We start from the raw sequence: 18,505 nt of genomic DNA on the forward strand, positions 1-18,505 counted from the left end.
GCACTCCCCGAGACTCGTCAGGGCGAGCGCCGGCACAGGCGTCGCGGCGACAACCATAACAACAGAGACCACGATCATGGCACACAGCCCTGCCCCTGACCAAGGCACCGATATCACCCGCAACGCGCTGTACCGGCGCATCACCCTGCGGCTGATCCCGTTCATTTTCATCTGCTACCTGTTCAACTACCTGGACCGCGTCAACGTCGGCTTCGCCAAGCTGCAGATGCTCGATGCATTGAAATTCAGCGAAACCGTGTACGGCCTTGGCGCCGGCATCTTCTTCATCGGCTACGTGCTCTGCGGCCTGCCGAGCAACCTGGCGCTCAACCGCTTCGGCCCCCGGCGCTGGATTGCGGCGATGATGATCGCCTGGGGCAGCCTTTCGACCTGCCTGCTGTTCGTCACCACCCCGACCGAGTTCTACACCCTGCGTCTGCTGACCGGCGCGGCCGAGGCAGGCTTCTTCCCCGGCGTGGTGCTGTACCTTTCGCGCTGGTTCCCGGCTGACCGCCGTGGCCGCATCATGGCCTTGTTCATGTCGGCGATCCCGGTGTCGGGCCTGCTCGGCGGGCCATTTTCGGGCTGGATCCTCGAACACTTCGCCGCCGGCCAGCATGGCCTGGCCGGCTGGCAGTGGATGTTCCTGATCCAGGGCGTACCCACCGTGGTCCTCGGCGTGCTGGCGATCAAGCTGCTCAGCGATGGCTACCAGAAAGCCGCCTGGCTGAGCCCGGCCGAACGCCAGCTGATCGCCGCAGACCTCGCGGCCGACGCCGCCAGCAAGCCCGACACTACCGGCGACAGCGTGGTGGCGGTGCTGACCAACCCGCTGATCTGGACCTTCGGTTTCGTCTACTTCTGCATCCAGAGCGGCGTGTACGCGATCAACTTCTGGCTGCCGTCGATCATCAAGAACATGGGCTTCGACAACCCGCTGCTGATCGGCTGGCTGAGCGCCATTCCGTACCTGCTGGCCGGGGTATTCATGATTCTGTGCGGCCGCTCGGCGGACCTGCGCAACGAACGCCGCTGGCATCTTGTGGTGCCGATGCTGATGGGCGCCGTCGGCCTGCTGATTGCGGTCAACTTCGCTGCCAACCCGACCATCGCCATCCTCGGCCTGTCGATCGCCACCATGGGCGCCCTCACCGGCCTGCCGATGTTCTGGCCGATGCCGACCGCGCTGCTCAGCGCCAGTGCCGCAGTGGCGGGCCTGGCGATCATCAACTCGGTGGGCCAGATGGCCGGCTTCCTCAGCCCGTACCTGGTCGGCTTCATCAAGGACCAGACCGGTTCGACCGATGCTGCGCTGTATTCGCTGGCGGCGCTGATCGTGCTGGGTAGCCTGGTGGCCCTGCGGGTTACCCGGGCTGGTGCATTGACTGCTGCCCGGACCCATTGAGTTTGCTGGTGAGTTCGACGGGAGGTTTGCACCGCCGATGAGATCGAGCGCCGCCGCGGCGCTCGATCTCCCAGGCGCTGCAAATCCCAAGGCGAACAACGGCGCCGATCGTCAGATCGACGCATCCCCCTCCCACCCCAGGCGTCAAATGGTTCCAAAGGCCCCTTTGGAGAAGCCCCATGACCCAGCACGCCGTGGCTCGCCTCGAACAGCTCGATCCCAAGCGCCCCTTGCGCGTTCAGGCCGGCAACGAAGAAATGATCCTGGTCCGCCAGGGCGACCAGGTCCACGCCTACCAGGGCAACTGCCCGCACGAAGGCGCACCCTTGGAAGAAGGCGTGATCTGCGGTGGCCTGCTGGTCTGCCCCTGGCACAAGGCTGCGTTTGCCGTTGATGAAGGTGCGGTGTGTGAACCTCCGGCGCTGACCGACCTGCGCCGCTACCGGGCGTGGGTCAAGGACGGTGAAGTGTGGGTCGATGACCAGCCATTGCCGAAAAGCGAGCCACCGCGACACAGCGATGCCCGTACCTTCGTGGTGATCGGTGCCGGTGCTGCCGGCTCGGCGGCGGTCGCCACGCTGCTCGACCACGGCTTTGGCGGGCACTTGGTCTGGCTCGACCAGGAGCGCCAACCCGCCTACGACCGCACCGCCTTGAGCAAATTCGTCATTGCCGGGGAGATGGCGCCCGACGAGGTGTCAACCTTGATCGAGCCCGACCAGCTGCGCAAAGGCCACCTCGATCGGCGCGTTGGCAAGGTGCGGGCGCTGGATGTAAAAAAACGCCAGATCACCCTCGCCGACGGCCAGCACATCGAATACGACGCCGCCCTGCTGGCCACTGGCGGCAAACCACTGCGCCCGCAACTGCCAGGGGTCGACCTGCCCGGTATCATGACCCTGCGCTCGCGCGAGGATGCCGCACGCCTGCTCGATGCCGCCGAACCTGGGCAGCCGGTGGTGATCGTCGGTGACGGGTTCATTGGCCTGGAAGCCGCCTCGGCACTGCGCAAGTACGGCGCGCAGGTGCATGTGGTCACGCGTCACCAAGTCCCGTTGGCCAAGCAGCTCGGTGAGCGTATCGGCCGTTGTATTCGCGAACTGCATGAACGCAAGGCCGTGGTCTTTCATGGCCCGACCGAGGTTGAACGCTTCCTGGGCGAAGACAAGGTCGAAGCCGTGCAGCTGGCCAATGGCGAAGAGCTGGTCGCGCCCCTGGTGCTGCTAGGCACCGGTGTCAAACCGGCCACGGCCTTCGTGCAGGGCGTGCCGTTGGCCAAGGATCAGTCGCTGGTGGTCGATGCCGAGCTGCACGCCGCTGAGGGGCTATGGGCTGCCGGCGACATCGCCACCTTCGCGCATGGGGGCCGGCCAGTGCGCATCGAGCACTGGCGGCTGGCCCAGCAGCATGGGGTGATCGCCGCTGCCAACATGTTGGGCGAACAGCGCCGATACAACGACGTGCCGTTCTTCTGGACCTACCAGCACGGTCGCACCTACGAGGTGCTGGGGCACGCCCGGGACTGGGATCGCATCGTGTTTGTGGGGGAGCCGGAGAAAGGTGACTTCATTGCCTTGCAGTGTGTCGGGGATCAGGTCGAGGCCGTGGTAGCCAAGGGCTATTCGGATGCCATGGCGACGTTGTCGCAACGGATGAAGCGGCCTTTGAGCCTTGATCAAGCCCTTGAGCTGATTGGCTGATTTCACCGCCCCTGCGGCCTTTCAAAGCCCGTCGGTTCTGTGTAAAACAAGCGGATCATTCCCCGCAAAGGATACTCGGCATGATCTACCGTCCCCTGGGCCAATCTGGCCTGCAAGTCTCCGCCCTGACCCTGGGCAGCATGATGTTCGGCGAGCAGACCAGCACCGAGGATGCGCTACGGATCATCGACAAAGCCTGGGACCAGGGCATCAACTTCATCGACACCGCCGACGTGTACAACGCCGGCCGCTCCGAAGAAATCGTCGGGGAAGCGGTGGCGCGCCACCGCCAGGACTGGATCGTCGCCTCCAAGGTCGGCATGGGACCGACCGATGGCCTGCCCAACCGCAGCGGGCTGTCGCGCAAGCACATCTTCAATGGCATCGAAGCCACGCTGACGCGCATGCACCTGGATTACCTGGACATCTACTACCTGCACCGCGAAGACCACAAGGTGCCGCTGGAGGAGACCGTGCGTGCCATCGGCGACCTGCTGCAGCAGGGCAAGATCCGTTACTGGGGGGTGTCCAATTACCGTGGCTGGCGCATCGCCGAGCTGTGCAACCTCGCCGAGCGCCTGGGCGTGGCCAAGCCGGTGGTGAGCCAGCCGTTGTACAACATCGTCAACCGCCAGGCCGAGCCTGAGCAGATGACCGCCGCCGCGTATCACGGCCTGGGCGTGGTGCCGTTCAGCCCGCTGGCCCGTGGTGTGCTCAGCGGCAAGTATGCGCCTGGGGCCGAGCCCGAAGCGGGCAGCCGCGCTGCACGCCAGGACAAGCGCATCATGGAGGTGGAATGGCGCCAGGAGTCGCTGGCCATTGCCCGGCAGTTGCAGGACTACGCTCAGGCCAAGGGCGTCGGGCTGGTCGAGTTCGCGATTGCCTGGGTGCTCAACAGCCAATTGGTCAGCTCGGCCATCGTTGGGCCGCGCACCGAGGCGCAGTGGGATACCTATGGCGGGGCGCTGGAAGTGAAGATCACAGCCGAAGACGAGGCATTCATCGATTCGCTGGTAACGCCGGGGCATGCGTCGACGCCGGGGTTCAACGATGTGGCGCACTTTGTCAGTGGGCGGTTGGCGCGTCGCTGATCATTCTCCTGCCCCGGCCTGATTTATCCGCAAGAGGCCATTACAGGAAAACCTGATACTGAAAAGGGAGCTGAATGGCTCCCATTTTTCAATCGTTGATCTGACTAATGCAAAGGGGGTTCAACTTCAATCCGCACATTGAAAGCGTAAAGGCGGCCTTGCTCATCAATTCCCACCTCGTAGGAGACCGTCTGGCCTTCACGGAATTGTTTGCCGGGCTCCTGCAGAAAATACATGCCTTGTTCTGCAGCCTCAATCTCAGGATCAGCAGATACGGATAGCGGGTTTGTCTTGCGAACGCGACTGGACATGATCAACACCTCCGTGCGGATAAGCCTTGCGCTCATTCAGGCAATGAGCGAACAAGCGCAAGGCAAAGGCCTGCTATACAGGACGCACGCGGGCTGCCTGCATGCCTTTCTGGCCCTTTTCAGCCACAAAACTGACCTTTTGGCCTTCTTTCAAACTCTTGAACCCGTCCGCCTCAATGGATTTGAAATGGACGAAAAGATCATCACCGCCACCATCAGGCGTGATGAATCCAAAGCCTTTTTCATCGTTGAACCATTTCACCGTGCCCGTTTGTTCTCCAGCCATGTTCTTCACCTTAATCTCTGAATTTTGTTTTTACTGGGCAACCGTCGTGACAGTGATGTCCAGCGCAGCCTTATCTTCGAACGATCACGCAAGAATAGCTACTAGCATTTTTATCAGGTGTGTTCGTCTTTAATATGAGAAAACGTACTAGGCATTATCCGAGTTCCGCCAAAGCCCGCGCCGCATAGGCATGCGAGCGCAAACGCGCCAACGGGTCATGGATCCGGCAATCGATCATCAGCTCATCCGCAGCGGTCTGCTCGATCAGCGAACGCAGCCCTTCACGCACCCGCTCAGGCCCACCGGCAATGCTGCAGGCCATCACCTGTTCCAGTACCGCCCGCTCGTGACCCGGCAAGCTCTGCACATACCCTTCCTGCGGTTTGGGCAGCAAGCCGAAGCGCCCGACGTGCAAGTCGAGCATCCACTTGCGATGCGAACTGGCCTGGTAATCCGCCTCGGCATCGCTGTCGGCGGCGAACAGGTTTACGCCCACCATCACATACGGTTTGGCCAGTTGCGCGGACGGCTGGAAGTTCGCCCGGTAATGGGCGATCGCCTGCAGCAGGTAACGCGGCGCGAAGTGCGAGGCGAAGGCATAGGGCAGACCAAGCTTCGCCGCCAGGTCTGCACCGAACAGGCTGGAGCCGAGGATCCATATTGGTACCTCGTGCGCGCCCGGTACGCCACGGACCTGGCGTTTGCCGTTGTCGGCCAGATAGTCGCGCAGCTCGGCGATGTCCTGGTTGAAGTCGCGCTCCGGCGCGGCGCCACGCAGGGCCCGCACGGTCGGTCCGGAGGTACCGGGTGCACGGCCCAGACCGAGGTCGATACGGCCCGGATGCAGGGTGTCGAGGGTGCCGAACTGCTCAGCGACCACCAGCGGCGCATGGTTGGGCAGCATGATGCCGCCGGCACCCACGCGGATGTGCTTCGTGGCATTGGCGATCTCGTTGATCACCAGCGAGGTGGCAGCCGAACCAATGCCAGGCATGTCGTGGTGCTCGGCGATCCAGTAGCGGCTGTAGCCATGCTGCTCGACATGGCGAGCCAGTTGGCGGGATTCTTCGATCGCGTCGGCGAAGGTCTTGCCCTCGCCGATCATGACCAGATCCAGTACAGACAAGGCAGTCATGGGGTCTCCAGATGGATTATCAGTGACGCCAGTGTCTGCGCTCTGGCGCCAGGGATAAACACGGCTTCAGGCCCCACATAGGGGCCTGGCAATCCCCAATCAGTCCTCCCAGGGCACACCTTGCTCCCAAGTCGCTACCAACAGGTCGATGAACCCGCGTACCCGTGGCGACAGGTGGCGCTTGCTCGGGTAAACCACACGGATCGGGTCGGCGGGTGGGCGATAGTCGTGCAGCACTTCCACCAACGTACCGGCCCGCAAGTCGCCGCCAGTAATGTAAGACGGCAGATGAATCAGGCCGAAACCGGCCCGGGCACCATCGAGCATCGCCTCGGAGCTGTCGATGTTCAGCCGCCCGGGCTCCTCGCACAGGTGAAGCCCCTCGGCGGTATGGAAGCGCCAGGGCATCGACTTTTCGCCAGTGAGGAAGGCGATCTTGTCGTGCCCATACAAGTCCGCCGGAACCTGCGGCACACCGTGCTGGCGCAGGTATTCGGGCGAGGCGCAGGTCACGAACTGCTGCCAGCCAACAGTGCGGGTCAACAGTTGCGAGTCTTCCTTCGGCACGCCGATGCGCACGGCAACGTCCACGCCCTCTTCCACCAGGTCGACAAGACGGTCGGTGAAACGGATATCAGCCCGCAGCTCCGGCCACTGCTTGAGGTAGGCATCGAGAATCGGCAGCACATGGCGCTGGCCGAGCGACAGCGGCGCAGTCAGGCGCAGGGTGCCGGTGGGCTTGCCACGGCGCTGGGCCATGGTGCTTTCCACCTCGTCCAGGTCATCGAGAATCTGCCGCCAGCGCTCGTAAGCTACCAGGCCCTCGTCGGTCAGGCTCAGCTTGCGCGTGGTACGGTTGAGCAGGCGCACGGCCATGCGCGCCTCCAGGCGGGCGATGCTCTTGCCCACTGCCGAGCGGGTCAGGCCCAGGCTGGCAGCTGCGGCGGTGAAGCTGCCAGCCTTCACGGCACTGACGAAGGCGGCGATGTCGCCGAAGCGGTTGGGTTCCATGGCTGATTCCTGGGCATGCAGAAGGCCGGCTTAAATGGTTGCAAATCGCAGTATTGCAAGGGCAAGTGCTCAGCGCTCGCTCCAGGCGGCCAACGGCAACGGCGGTCGCTGGTCGAGAATCCGCCGCCAGATCAGCGCCAGGTCACCGTTATTGAACATCGCGCCGACCCCTGAGCCGGCCCAGCGGCTTGGCGTATCAGCGACCCACTGCCCGTGGCCATCGCGGTGGGCCATGTTGAAGCGAAAGGTGTAATTGCCGGGGATGCCCATGCGCAGGTCGGTGACCACCAGTTGGTCGTCGATGACGTCATAGCGCAGCCAGTCACCGGTAAACCAGCGCAGCCGCTCAAGCAAAGGCGCATCGTACAGCTCATCGCGCGCCGCCAGGTTCAGTGGCAGGCGCTGCATCTCCGGTGGTTCACGGTCAAACGTGCTGCTGATGCCCTCGTAGTAGAAACCCTCCGGGGTCTTGGCCAGCACCCGCCAGACCAGGCTGTTGAATGCGATGGGCACGGCGCGCACTTCGCTTGCCTGGATACCTTGCTGCCCGAGCGCCAGTTGAAAGCGCTGCTCGGCGGCAATGCGCCCGGCCAGGCCGAACCCCAGGTAGGCGGTGCTCAATACCAGTGCCAGGCTCAACAGCTGCACGGCCCTGCCCTGCAGCCCCTTGAAGGCGGCGTAAAGCACAGCCGCCAACAGCGGCACGGTATAGACCGGATCGATGATGAACACCGCCGCCCAGCTCAACGGGGTGACTTGCAGCGGCCAGAACAGCTGGGTGCCGTAGACCGTGAACGCGTCGAGGATCGGGTGGGTTACCAGCACCAGCCAGAACGCCAAAAACAGCCGGGGCAGCGTGTAGCCTTTGTCGGGCCATCTTGTTCGGGTGAGCCGGTTGACCAGCCAGGCCAGCAGCAGGGCCAGGCCGGTGAGGACGAAGATCGAATGGGAGAAGCCGCGGTGGTAGGTCATCTGCGACACCGGGTCGGCGTAGCGGATGACCACGTCGAGGTCCGGCACGGTGCCCAGGGCAGCGCCATAGATAAGCGAGCGGCGGCCCTGGATACGGCCGAGTACCGTGCCTTGCAGCGCAGCACCGAGCACGGCTTGGGTGATGGAGTCCAAAGTCAGGTTTCCTCAGTGGCCATTGAGGAAACCTAACCCCCGTTACCCGGGTGGCGCAATCGCTGCTGTGTGACAACAAATGGCCGGTGACGCCTCAAAACAGCTGCCAGGTGTACACCAGCGTCAACCGGTTCTCGTCGATATCACTGCGGTAGTTGGAGCGCGCCATGGCGTTGCGAACCCTGATGCCCAGCCCTTTTAGCACCCCACTCTGCACGGCATAGCCTATATCCAGATCGCGTTCGCGATCCTTGCCTTCGTACCCTTTGCCCGTGTCGACGTTGTTCCCGGTGATATAGCGCACCGTCGCTGTCAGGCCTGGAACACCCATGGCCGCGAAGTTGTAGTCGTAACGCAGCTGGTACGAACGCTCGTCGGTATAGGCAAACTCATAGGTCGGCACTTCGTTGCCCAACGGCGAAATGTTGGCGAACACCCGTGGGAACGGGCTGTCACCATAGATGCCCTGGTAGCCGGCATGGAAACTGTGGCCACCCAGCCGGGCAGTGAACATCGAGAAAAACGCCTGGTTGTCGATCTTGCCCAGCAACGCATCGCCATCCTCCTGGGCGGTGAAATAGCCAAGATTGGCACTCAGCACCCAGTCCCCCACCGGCTTGCTGTGCTTCAGGCCCAGGAAACCCTGGTGGTAGATATCTTCAAGCTGCCCGTACCACAGGCTGACGCTGCTCTGGTTGGCGTTGAACGCATAGTCACCGCCCACATAGTTGAAGGCATCGCTTTCGGCCTGGCGCTGGGGCACATGGCCGAGCATGGCGTTCATCTTGCCATCGCCGCCCTCGTTGCGCAGGTGGCTGCTGGTCAGGTGCCCGGCCTGTAAGGTCAGCCCGTCGATTTCCGCCGAGCTGATGCTGGTGCCCTGGTAGGTCGGCGGCAGCAGGCGGATATCACTGAAGGTCAGCACCGGCAGGTTGGGCTGCAACTCGCCCACGCGCAGCTCGGTCTTCGACAGCCGGGCCTTGAATGCGGGGCCCAGGCGGCTGTACTCGTCAGCCGCGCGGCCATCACCGTGCACCGGCAGCAGACCGGTGTTGACCCGGTCCGGGCTGCTGTCGAGCTTGATGCCAAGCAGGCCCAGGGCATCGACGCCGAAGCCGACCGGGCCTGGCGTGTAGCCGGACTTGAAATCGAGGATGAAGCCCTGGGCCCACTCCTCGGCCTTGGACTGCTGGTTGGCCCCGACGATGTCGGAAAAATCACGGCTGAAGTAGTAGTTGCGGGCGCTGAGGCTGGCTTTGGCATCCTCGAAGAAGCCGCCTTCGGCGGCGAACAAGGAGGGGCTGAGCAAGGTCAGCCCAATGGCGACGCAAGGGGTGTGGTTCATTCCGAAGCTCTCTTGATCTTGTTGTTATGGATAAAGCGCGGGGAACACGGGGTTTCAGGAATTGCGGCGCAGCACCTCGCGGCGTTGCGGGCGGCGCAGGCGCAGCAGTGCATGGGCCAGCAGGCCGAACAGCAGGCCCCAGAACGCTGCCGACAGGCCCAGGAAGGACACCCCCGAGGCGGTGACCAGGAAGGTGAACAACCCGGCATCACGCTCGCTGGGTTCGGCCAGGCTGCGTGCCAGGGCCTCGCTGATGGCGCCGTACAGGGCAAGCCCGGCCAGGGCGGCGATCAGCGCGGCGGGAAACGCAGCAAACAGCGACATCAAGGTGGCCCCGGCAACCCCCAGCAGCAGGTACAACGTGCTGCCGGCGACGGCCGCGACATAGCGCCGGCGCGGGTTCTCATGGGCTTCATGGCCGGTGCACAGGCTGGCAGTAACGGCCGCGAGGTTCAGGCCATGGCAACCGAACGGTGCGAGCAGCGCACCGGCCAGCGCGCTGGCGCTGATCAGCGGGCTGGCCGGCGTGCCGTAGCCTGCGTTGCGCAGCACTGCCATGCCCGGCATGAACTGCCCGGTCAGTGCCACCAGCACCATGGGCAGTGCCAGGCTGAAGGTTGCCGCCAGGCTGAACTGCGGGGTAATCCACTGTGGCGAGGCCAGCTCCAGCACCAGTGCCTCGCTGCGCAAGGCACCACTGGCCAGGGTTACCAACGCACCGACGCACAGCACGGCAGCGACGGCATAGCGCGGTTGCAGCCTGCGCATCAGCAGGTAGGTAGTGAACATCGCCAGCACCAGCAGCGGCTGCACCGGCAGGGCCCGGAAAACCTCGGTGCCGAAGCTGAACAGGATGCCGGCCTGCATACCCGCGGCGATGGCGCCCGGCAGGTGCGCGATGATGCGGTCGAAGGCCCCGCTGATGCCGATCAGCAGCAGGAGCAGGTTGGCGACCAGGTACGCACCTACGGCCTGCTCCAGGCCGAGCTGGGGCAAGGCGGTGACCAGCAGTGCCGATCCTGGGATCGACCAGGCAATCACCACCGGCACCCGGTAATGCAGGCTGAGCACCGCCCCCAGCACGGCGCTGCCCATGGACACGGCCCAGACCCAGGACGACAGCATGGCGTGGGACAGGCCGGCGGCTTCGGCGGCATGGAAGATGATCACCAGTGGGCCGGCGTAGGAAATCAGGGTCGCGATGCAGCCGGCGACCAGGGCTGACAGGGAGCAGTCCTTGATCAGGGTTTTCATGAGACTTCTCGCAAGGCATCGGCCGGCCTTGGTGGCTGGCTCTTGTTCTGTGTCGGCTTCTTCGCGGGCACGCCTGCGAAGAAGCCAAGGCGATGTATCAGCCCTCCTGCAAGGCCCGTGGCCGACCACTGCGCTGTTCATCCGCATTGGCCTGGGCCTTCTGCAGCTGGAAGTCGAACTTCAACTCGGCATGGCGCCCCTCTGCCCCTTCATGGAACACCACCTCGCCCACCAGCCCGTCACGGGTGGCGTAGGCAAAGTCGTCCCATAGGTACTTATCCCCGGCCAGGTTGATCTGCGTGGTCAGGTGGCGATGCCCCGGCGCCGAAATGAAGAAGTGCACGTGTGCCGGGCGCTGGCCATGGCGACCGAGCAGGTCCAGGCATTCCTGGGTCGGGCCCTGCGGGTCGCAGCCATAACCGGACGGCACGATGGAGCGCGCGCGATAACGGCCTTCGGCATCGGTGATGATGCGTCGGCGCAGGTTGTATTCGGACTGGCTCTGATCGAAGAACGAGTAGGTGCCACGGGTATTGGCATGCCACAAGTCGACAATGGCGCCGGCCAGCGGCTGGCCCTGAGGGTCGAACACCTGGCCCTCGAGGAACATCACGGTAGCCACGCCCTCCTCGCTGCCGTCGTCCATGCGCACTTCACCTTCAGCGAGCGGCGCACCGGCCACATACAGCGGGCCTTCGATGGTGCGCGGGGTGCCGCCGGTCAAACCGACTTCGGCGTCCTTGGCATCCTGCAGCAGGTCGAGGAAGTGCTCGATGCCCAGGCCTGCCACCAGCAACCCGGCCTCACCGCGCCCGCCGAGGCGGTTGAGATAGTCGACGGCGTGCCAGAACTCGTCCTCGGTGATGTCCAGGTCTTCGATCAGCCGCGCGGTGTCCTGCAGCACACGCTGGATGATGCGCTTGAGGCGCGGGCTGCCTTGGTCGTTGCCAAAGCCGGCGGCTTCTTCGAAGAACTTCTGGATATCGGCAGTGTGGGAAATCTTCACGGTCATGATGGTTACCTCATGGTGTTCTTGGGCAAAGGGTTGAATCAGCGGTCGTCGCTGTGGATCGACGACGGGTGGCGGCACAGGCCGTCGACCTCGATGTCCATGTACGGGAACAGCGGCAGCTGCATCAGCGTGTCGTGCAATGCCTCGACGCTGGGCACGTCGAACACGCTGTAGTTGGCGTAGTGCCCGGCGATGCGCCACAGGTGGCGCCAGGTGCCCTCGCGCTGCAGGCGCTGGGCCAGTTCCTTCTCGTCGGCCTTCAGTTGCGCGGCTTTGGCCGGGGCCATGTCGACCGGCAATTTCACGGTCATCTTCACGTGGAACAGCATGTTCAGTTCTCCTGTTGGTTCAGCGGCGGGCAAAGCGCGCCAGGCGTTGTTCGTCGAGGGTCAGGCCCAGGCCCGGGGTGCGCGGCACGTGCAGCTGGAAGTCGTGGTACTGCGGCGGCTCGTTGACGATCTCTTCGGTCAGCAGCAGCGGCCCGAACAGTTCGGTGCCCCAGGTCAGCTGGCGCAGCGTGAGGAAGGCATGGGCCGAGGCCAGGGTGCCGATCGAGCCTTCGAGCATGGTCCCGCCATACAGCGCGATACCGGCCGCTTCGGCGATCTGCGCGGTGCGCAGCACGGCCCGCGGGCCGCCGTTCTTGGCGATCTTCAGGGCGAAGATGCTGGCTGCGCCGTCGGCGGCCAGGCTGAAGGCGTCCTCGACGCTCTCGATGGATTCGTCGGCCATGATCGGTGCCGGGCTGCGCTGGTTCAGGCGCACCTGGCCGGTGCGGTTGATGCGCGAGATCGGCTGTTCGATCAGGTCGATGCCGTTGTCGCCGAGCACCTGGCAGGCGCGAATGGCTTGCGACTCGTCCCAGTACTGGTTGACGTCGACGCGCACGCTGGCGCGCTCGCCCAGCTCGCGCTTGATCGCCACCACGTGCTTGAGGTCGTGCTCCAGCGGGTTGGCGCCGATCTTCAGCTTGAACACGCGGTGGCGGCGGACTTCCAGCATGTGCTCGGCTTCGGCGATGTCGCGGGCGGTGTCGCCGCTGGCCAAGGTCCAGGCCACTTCCAGGCTGTCGCGCACACGGCCGCCGAGCAGTTCGCTGACCGGCAGGCCGAGGCGCTTGCCCTGGGCGTCGAGCAAGGCGCTTTCGATGCCGGACTTGGCGAAGGTGTTGCCCTTGGCCAGCTTGTCGAGCTTGAGCATGGCGGCGTTGATGTTGTCGGCTGGCAGGCCGACCAGCGCGGGCGCCAGGTGCGCGTCAATGTTGGCCTTGATGCCCTCGGGGCTCTCGTAGCCGTAGGCCAGGCCGCCGATGGTGGTGGCCTCGCCGATGCCTTCGACGCCGTCGCTGCAGCGCAGGCGCAGCACTACCAGGGTCTGCTGCTGCATCGTGTGCATGGCCAGCTTGTGCGGGCGGATGGTCGGCAGGTCGACGATGATCGCGTCCAGCCGTTCGATGGTCGGGCTTGTCATGCAAAAGCTCCAGTTCAGTCAGTTGAAGAATCAGGCCGCCGCCATCTGGGCCTGGCGCCGGCCACTGGCCAGGTGCACGGCCATGGCCAGCGCGGCAATCGCGCCGGGGATGGCGAAGGCGATGAAATTGAGTTGCAGCGGCAGGTTGATGCCCATCAGCGCGCCGCCAAGCAGCGGGCCGACGATGGCACCGTTGCGGCCGATGCCCGATGCCCAGCCAAGGCCGGTGGAGCGCACCGACAGGCCGTAGAGCTGGGCAGCACCGGCATACAGCAGGATCTGCGTGCCGATGGTGGTGGCACCCGCGACGAAGATCAGCAGGTAGAGAACCGGCATCGGGCTGTTCACCCCAAGCAGGCTGATCGACAACGCAGCCGCGATGAAGAAGGCCACCTTGACCTTGACCAGGTTGTAGCGATCCCCCAGCCAGCCGCCGAGAATTGCCCCGGCCATGCCGCCGAAGTTCAGCGCCAGCAGGAACGACAGGCTCGACCCCAGGCTGTAGCCGGCGTTGGCCATCAGCTTGGGTAGCCACGCGCTCAGCGCATAGACCATCAGCAGGCAGCAGAAGAACGCCAGCCACAGGGCCAGGGTGCGGATGGCCAGGCCGTTGCGGAACAGTTCCAGCACCGAGCTGCCAGCGCCTTTGCGGTCCGCCGCCTGCAGCGTGTCATCCGCCTGCACATCGCAATCCGGGGCCAGGCGCTTGAGCAGCTTGCGCGCTTCATCGGTACGCCCCTGGCGCACCAGGAAGCCAACGGATTCCGGCAGGTAGTAAAGAATCACCGGCAACAGCAGCAACGGCACCGCAGCGGCGAAGAACATCGACTCCCAGCCAAAGCGCGGCAGCATGAAGATGCCGACCCCTGCCGAGAGCATGCCGCCCAGCGAATAGCCGCTGAACATGATCGCCACCAGGGTGCTGCGCAGGCGTTTGGGCGCGTATTCGTTCATCAGCGCCACGGCGTTGGGCATCAGGCCGCCGCAGCCGAGGCCGGCGATGAAGCGGTAGATGCCGAACTCGCCGGGGCTGCTGGCAAAGCCGTTGAGGATGGTCGCCCCGGAGAACAAGGCGAAACAGATGGCGATCCCTTTCTTGCGCCCGATGCGGTCGGCCAGGCTGCCGAATGCCAGGGCGCCGAACATCATGCCGAACAGCGCGTAGCTGCCCAGCGCGCCGGCTTGCAACGGGGTCAGGCCCCACTCCTTCATGATCACCGGCAGCACGACGCCGTAGATGAACAGGTCGTAGCCGTCAAAGATCAGCAGCAGGCCGCACAAGGCCATGACCAGCCAGTGAAATGACGTGAAGCGGGCGTTATCGATGATCGGGTGTACGTCTAGGGTTCGCATGGCATCTGTCTCTCTTGTTGTTGTTTTGGAGGAACGCTTTGCCTGGGGGCTTTGATGAGGAGTGTTCAGCCGAGGTCGCCGCCCCCCACCGGCAAGGTCACGCCGGTGATGTAGGAGGCCTCGTCGGAGGCCAGGAAGAGGATCGCGCCGACCTGTTCGTCGATGCTGCCGTAGCGGTGCATCAGGCTGCTGTCGAGGGTCTGGTCGACGATCTGCTGGTACCAGGCCTTTTCCTGCTCGCTCTGCTCGCTGGTGTTGCGCGGCACCCGGCGCGGGGGCGCTTCCGTGCCGCCTGGCGCGGTGGCGTTGACACGAATGCCGCGGCCGGCGGTTTCGAAGGCCAGGCACGCGGTGAGTGCGTTGACGCCGCCCTTGGCCGCGCCGTACGGCACGCGGTTGACCCCACGGGTGGCGATCGACGAGACGTTGACGATGGCACCGCTGCAGCGTTCGAGCATGTACGGCAGTGCCGCGTGGCAGCACCACAGGGTGGGGAACAGCGAGCGGCGCACTTCGGCCTCGATCTGCTCCACTTCATAGTGCTCGAAGGGCTTGGCCCAGATGGTGCCGCCGACGTTGTTGACGAGGATGTCGAGGCGGCCGAAGGTTGCCACCGCCGTGGCCATGACCTGGGAGCAATCGGCATACCGTTCGAGGTCGGCAGTCAGGGTCAGCATGCCCTCCCCGGCCAGTTCGTGGACCAGCTCGGAACGGTCCACCGCCACCACCTGCGCGCCTTCGGCCTTGAGCCGCCAGCACACGCCGCGGCCAATGCCTTGGGCGGCGCCGGTGACCAGCGCGACCTTGCCTTGGAATCTGTTGTTCATCGCTCTTTCCTCATTTGCCCCATCGCCGGCAAAGCCCTCGCCGAGGCCATTGCAATAAAAGGAGGCCACCGGCACCCGCACGATGCCGGCAGCCCCAAGGAAACTCAGGCAGCCGCCGCCGCGAACTTCTCGTAATAGAAATTCACCGGGTTGATGTCCTGCTCGCGCAGGTACTGGCTCACCGCCTCGACCATCGGCGGCGGCCCGCACAGGTACACATCGACATCGCCGTCATTGAGGTGCTGCGGCGCAATGTGCTGGGTCACGTAGCCCTTCTGCGGGTACTGGCTGTCGGGGTTGGCCACGCAGGCGCTGAAGGTGAAGTTGGGGATGCACGCCGCCAAGTCCTGCAAGCGGTCCAGTTCGACCAGGTCGAAATCGTTGGTCACCCCGTAGATCAGGTGCAGCGGGTGCTCGCTGCCCTGCTCGGCAATCTTCTCCAGCATCGCCGTGAACGGTGCCAGGCCCGTACCACCGGCCAGCAGCAACAGTGGGCGCTCGATCGGCCGCAGGTAGAAGCTGCCCAATGGGCCAGCCAGGCTCATGCTGTCGCCGGCCTTGGCCAGGCTGGTGAGGAAGCTGCTCATCAGGCCGCCCGGCACGTTGCGGATCAGGAAGCTGACCTCGCCGTCCTTCTGCAGCGAGCTGAAGGAATAGGCGCGGCTCTGGTCGCTGCCCGGCACCTTGAGGTTGACGTACTGCCCCGGCAGGAACGCCAGGCGGCCCAGTGCCTCACCCTTGATCGACAAGGCGATGGTGCTGGCCGACAGCTGGCGCACCTGGCTGATGGCCGCCTCGAAGCTGGCTTGTTCGGTCTTGCACAGTTGTGACGAGGCCGGAATGCGCACCACGCAGTCGCTTTCGGCGCGCATCTGGCAGGTCAGCACGTAGCCTTCGGCGATTTCATCCTCGCTCAGGGCGTCTTCGATGAAGTTGTCGCCCAGGTCGTAACGCCCGGACTCGGCCTTGCACTTGCAGGTACCGCAGGCGCCGTCGCGGCAGTCCAGCGGGATGTTGATGCCCTGGCGGTAGGCGGCATCGGCCACGGTTTCATGGCCGCTGGCCTCGATGAAGCGGGTCACCCCGTCTTCGAAATTAAGCGCGATCTGGAAGCTCATGTTGCACCTCACGGGCGAGCCTGGCCGCGGCGCGCCAAAGGGCACACCGAGCGGCTCGCGATACCTCGGATCAGATGTGGTAGATGTCGATGACCTGACGCACGTAGTCGTTCTTCAGCACCACCTTCTTGGCCTTGATCAGCGGCTGCTCGCCGTGCAGGTCGAGGGTGTAGAAACTGGTGCCGAAGTAGCTGTCGGTGGTCTTGTAGCGGAAGCTCAGGGTGTGCCAGTTGAAGCGCACCTGGCAGCTGCCTTCGCCCTGTTCGACGATCTCGATGTTGCTGATGTTGTGCGAGGTGCGGGTGTCCGGCACGGTCGCGCTGGAGCGCTCGGTCTTGATGCGGAACACGCGGTCTTCAAGGCCGCCACGGTTGCCGTACCAGATCAGCGAGATTTCGCTCTGTGGGTCTTCGGTGAGGGTGTCGTCATCGTCCCAGGACGGCATCCAGAAGGTCGCGTCGCTGGCGTACAGTTCCAGCCACTGGTCCCACTGGGCATCGTCCAGGTAGCGCGCTTCGCGGTAGAGGAAGTCGCGCACGGTGTCATGCAGGCTCATTGCACGGCCTCCACGGGAATCAGTTGCTGTGCCTGTTGATGCTCCAGTTTCAGCGCCTTGATCATGGTGTCCTGCCAGTACTTGTGCTGCAGCACGAACAGGCCCTCGTCCTCGGTGCGCACGCCCGACAGCAGCGGCTTGAGTTCGATTTCCTTCGCTGCGTCATCGGCACCTTCGACCCAGTGCTGCGCGCCACGGGACATGTCATTCCAGCCGGTGCCGCCGCCGTAGCCGGTCTGGCAGGAGCGGAATTCTTCAAGGTCGTCTGGGGTGGCCATGCCACTGACGTTGAAGAAGTCTTCGTACTGGCGGATACGCTTGGCCCGGGCATCAGCGCTCTCGCCCTTCGGCGCGATGCAATAGATGGTGATTTCGGTCTTGTTCACCGAAATCGGCCGGGCGATGCGGATCTGCGAACTGAACTGGTCCATCAGGTACACATTCGGGTACAGGCACAGGTTGCGCGAGTTCTCGATCATCCAGTCGGCGCGGGCCTGGCCGAAGTCGGCGGCCAGCTGGTCGCGGCGCTCGAAGGCCGGGCGGTCTTCAGGGTTGGCCCAGCGGGTCCACAGCAGCAGGTGGCCGTGGTCGAAGGAATAGAAGCCACCGCCCTGCTTGGCCCAGGCACCGGCGCTCATGGTCTTGATCTCGTCACCCGCTTCGCGCTGCTTGCGCTGGTTCTGAGTGGCGGCGTAGTTCCAGTGCACGGAGCTGACGTGGTAACCGTCGGCGCCGTTCTCGGCGGTGAGCTTCCAGTTGCCCTCGTAGATGTACGAGCTGGCACCGCGCAGCACTTCCAGGCCCTCCGGGGATTGGTCAACGATCATGTCGATGATCTTGGCGGACTCACCCAGGTGCTCGACCAGCGGCTTGACATCGGCATTCAGGCTGCCGAACAGAAAGCCACGGTAGGACTCGAAGCGGGCAACCTTGGTCAGGTCGTGGGAGCCGTCGCAGTTGAAGCTGTCGGGGTAGCCGGCGTTGCTCGGGTCTTTGACCTTGAGTAGCTTGCCGCTGTTGTTGAAGGTCCAGCCGTGGAACGGGCAGGTGTAGCTGGAGCGGTTGCCGCGCTTGTGCCGGCACAGCATGGCACCGCGGTGGCTGCAGGCATTGAGGAAGGCATTGAGTTCCCCGTCCTTGTTGCGCGCGATGAAGATCGGCTGGCGCCCCATGGTCAGGGTGAGGTAGTCATTTTTCTCGGGAATCTGGCTTTCATGGGCCAGGTAGATCCAGTTGCCCTCGAAGATGTGCTTCATCTCCAGGTCGAACAGGCGCGGGTCGGTGAACATTTCACGTTTGCAGCGATAGACGCCGGTTTCGCGATCGTCCTCGAGCATGGCATTGAGGTAGTCGAATCCCAGGGACATGGCCAGGGTCTCCATTGTTATAGTTCAGACCGGGTCAGGTTAGGGTTTGCCCTGGGGCGGCAATATCCATCGTCTGCAGAGTGCTATCCGTTTTGTGCAATTATCGGCGCAATAGCATTTATCCATTGAACAGTGCGCA

At 64.1% G+C, this 18,505-nt stretch carries 18 protein-coding genes; 3 read left to right on the plus strand and 15 right to left on the minus strand.

Annotated features, from left to right (window positions below; all coding sequences use genetic code 11):
* Positions 1-76 precede the first annotated feature (76 nt).
* The 3 genes from F6X59_RS18655 to F6X59_RS18665 all read left to right on the plus strand — a co-directional run bounded on the left by F6X59_RS18655 (position 77) and on the right by F6X59_RS18665 (position 4,196).
* The gene (locus F6X59_RS18655) at positions 77-1,405 is read left to right on the plus strand and encodes an MFS transporter (RefSeq protein WP_152957498.1); all 1,329 of its coding nucleotides are present in this window, start codon (positions 77-79) and stop codon (positions 1,403-1,405) included.
* A 179-nt stretch (positions 1,406-1,584) separates the two neighbouring features.
* Complete coding sequence (locus tag F6X59_RS18660; protein ID WP_152957499.1) at positions 1,585-3,105, plus strand: FAD-dependent oxidoreductase; 1,521 nt, start codon at positions 1,585-1,587, stop codon at positions 3,103-3,105.
* An 80-nt stretch (positions 3,106-3,185) separates the two neighbouring features.
* Positions 3,186-4,196, plus strand: a complete 1,011-nt coding sequence (locus F6X59_RS18665; RefSeq protein ID WP_152957500.1) for an aldo/keto reductase — start codon at positions 3,186-3,188, stop codon at positions 4,194-4,196.
* 104 nt (positions 4,197-4,300) lie between these two features.
* Here the strand turns inward: F6X59_RS18665 and F6X59_RS18670 are convergent, their stop codons facing one another.
* The 15 genes from F6X59_RS18670 to benA form a co-directional block, all read right to left on the minus strand.
* Complete coding sequence (locus tag F6X59_RS18670; RefSeq protein WP_152957501.1) at positions 4,301-4,507, minus strand: hypothetical protein; 207 nt, start codon at positions 4,505-4,507, stop codon at positions 4,301-4,303.
* A gap of 73 nt (positions 4,508-4,580) precedes the next feature.
* The gene (locus F6X59_RS18675) at positions 4,581-4,793 is read right to left on the minus strand and encodes a cold-shock protein (protein ID WP_152957502.1); all 213 of its coding nucleotides are present in this window, start codon (positions 4,791-4,793) and stop codon (positions 4,581-4,583) included.
* Positions 4,794-4,947: 154 nt separating this feature from the next.
* Positions 4,948-5,928, minus strand: a complete 981-nt coding sequence (locus F6X59_RS18680; protein ID WP_152957503.1) for an LLM class flavin-dependent oxidoreductase — start codon at positions 5,926-5,928, stop codon at positions 4,948-4,950.
* Positions 5,929-6,027: 99 nt separating this feature from the next.
* Entirely contained in the window at positions 6,028-6,939 is a 912-nt protein-coding gene (locus tag F6X59_RS18685) for a LysR family transcriptional regulator (RefSeq protein WP_152957504.1), read from the minus strand.
* 69 nt (positions 6,940-7,008) lie between these two features.
* Complete coding sequence (locus F6X59_RS18690; protein WP_152957505.1) at positions 7,009-8,064, minus strand: metal-dependent hydrolase; 1,056 nt, start codon at positions 8,062-8,064, stop codon at positions 7,009-7,011.
* A gap of 94 nt (positions 8,065-8,158) precedes the next feature.
* A complete protein-coding gene (locus tag F6X59_RS18695) occupies positions 8,159-9,409 on the minus strand; it encodes an OprD family porin (RefSeq protein WP_152957506.1) in 1,251 nt (416 codons plus the stop codon).
* A gap of 54 nt (positions 9,410-9,463) precedes the next feature.
* Entirely contained in the window at positions 9,464-10,663 is a 1,200-nt protein-coding gene (locus F6X59_RS18700) for a benzoate/H(+) symporter BenE family transporter (protein ID WP_152957507.1), read from the minus strand.
* Between the two features lie 97 nt (positions 10,664-10,760).
* The gene (catA, locus tag F6X59_RS18705; protein WP_152957508.1) at positions 10,761-11,675 is read right to left on the minus strand and encodes a catechol 1,2-dioxygenase; all 915 of its coding nucleotides are present in this window, start codon (positions 11,673-11,675) and stop codon (positions 10,761-10,763) included.
* Positions 11,676-11,713: 38 nt separating this feature from the next.
* Positions 11,714-12,004 (minus strand): muconolactone Delta-isomerase, encoded by a 291-nt coding sequence (gene catC, locus F6X59_RS18710; RefSeq protein ID WP_152957509.1) that lies wholly within the window; start codon positions 12,002-12,004, stop codon positions 11,714-11,716.
* Between the two features lie 19 nt (positions 12,005-12,023).
* On the minus strand, positions 12,024-13,145 hold the full coding sequence (locus F6X59_RS18715; RefSeq protein WP_152957510.1) for a muconate cycloisomerase family protein: 1,122 nt from the start codon (positions 13,143-13,145) through the stop codon (positions 12,024-12,026).
* A 30-nt stretch (positions 13,146-13,175) separates the two neighbouring features.
* Positions 13,176-14,498 (minus strand): aromatic acid/H+ symport family MFS transporter, encoded by a 1,323-nt coding sequence (locus F6X59_RS18720; RefSeq protein WP_152957511.1) that lies wholly within the window; start codon positions 14,496-14,498, stop codon positions 13,176-13,178.
* Positions 14,499-14,563: 65 nt separating this feature from the next.
* Positions 14,564-15,325, minus strand: a complete 762-nt coding sequence (locus F6X59_RS18725; protein ID WP_152957512.1) for a 1,6-dihydroxycyclohexa-2,4-diene-1-carboxylate dehydrogenase — start codon at positions 15,323-15,325, stop codon at positions 14,564-14,566.
* A 104-nt stretch (positions 15,326-15,429) separates the two neighbouring features.
* Complete coding sequence (gene benC, locus F6X59_RS18730; protein ID WP_152957513.1) at positions 15,430-16,443, minus strand: benzoate 1,2-dioxygenase electron transfer component BenC; 1,014 nt, start codon at positions 16,441-16,443, stop codon at positions 15,430-15,432.
* 70 nt (positions 16,444-16,513) lie between these two features.
* Positions 16,514-16,999: a benzoate 1,2-dioxygenase small subunit gene (benB, locus tag F6X59_RS18735; protein WP_152957514.1), complete on the minus strand. Its 486-nt coding sequence runs from the start codon at positions 16,997-16,999 to the stop codon at positions 16,514-16,516.
* On the minus strand, positions 16,996-18,366 hold the full coding sequence (benA, locus tag F6X59_RS18740; protein ID WP_152957515.1) for a benzoate 1,2-dioxygenase large subunit: 1,371 nt from the start codon (positions 18,364-18,366) through the stop codon (positions 16,996-16,998). Before benA ends, benB begins: the two co-directional genes overlap by 4 nt.
* Positions 18,367-18,505: the final 139 nt, after the last annotated feature.

Origin of the sequence: Pseudomonas sp. MN1F (assembly GCF_009391885.1) — a bacterium.
Lineage (GTDB): Bacteria > Pseudomonadota > Gammaproteobacteria > Pseudomonadales > Pseudomonadaceae > Aquipseudomonas.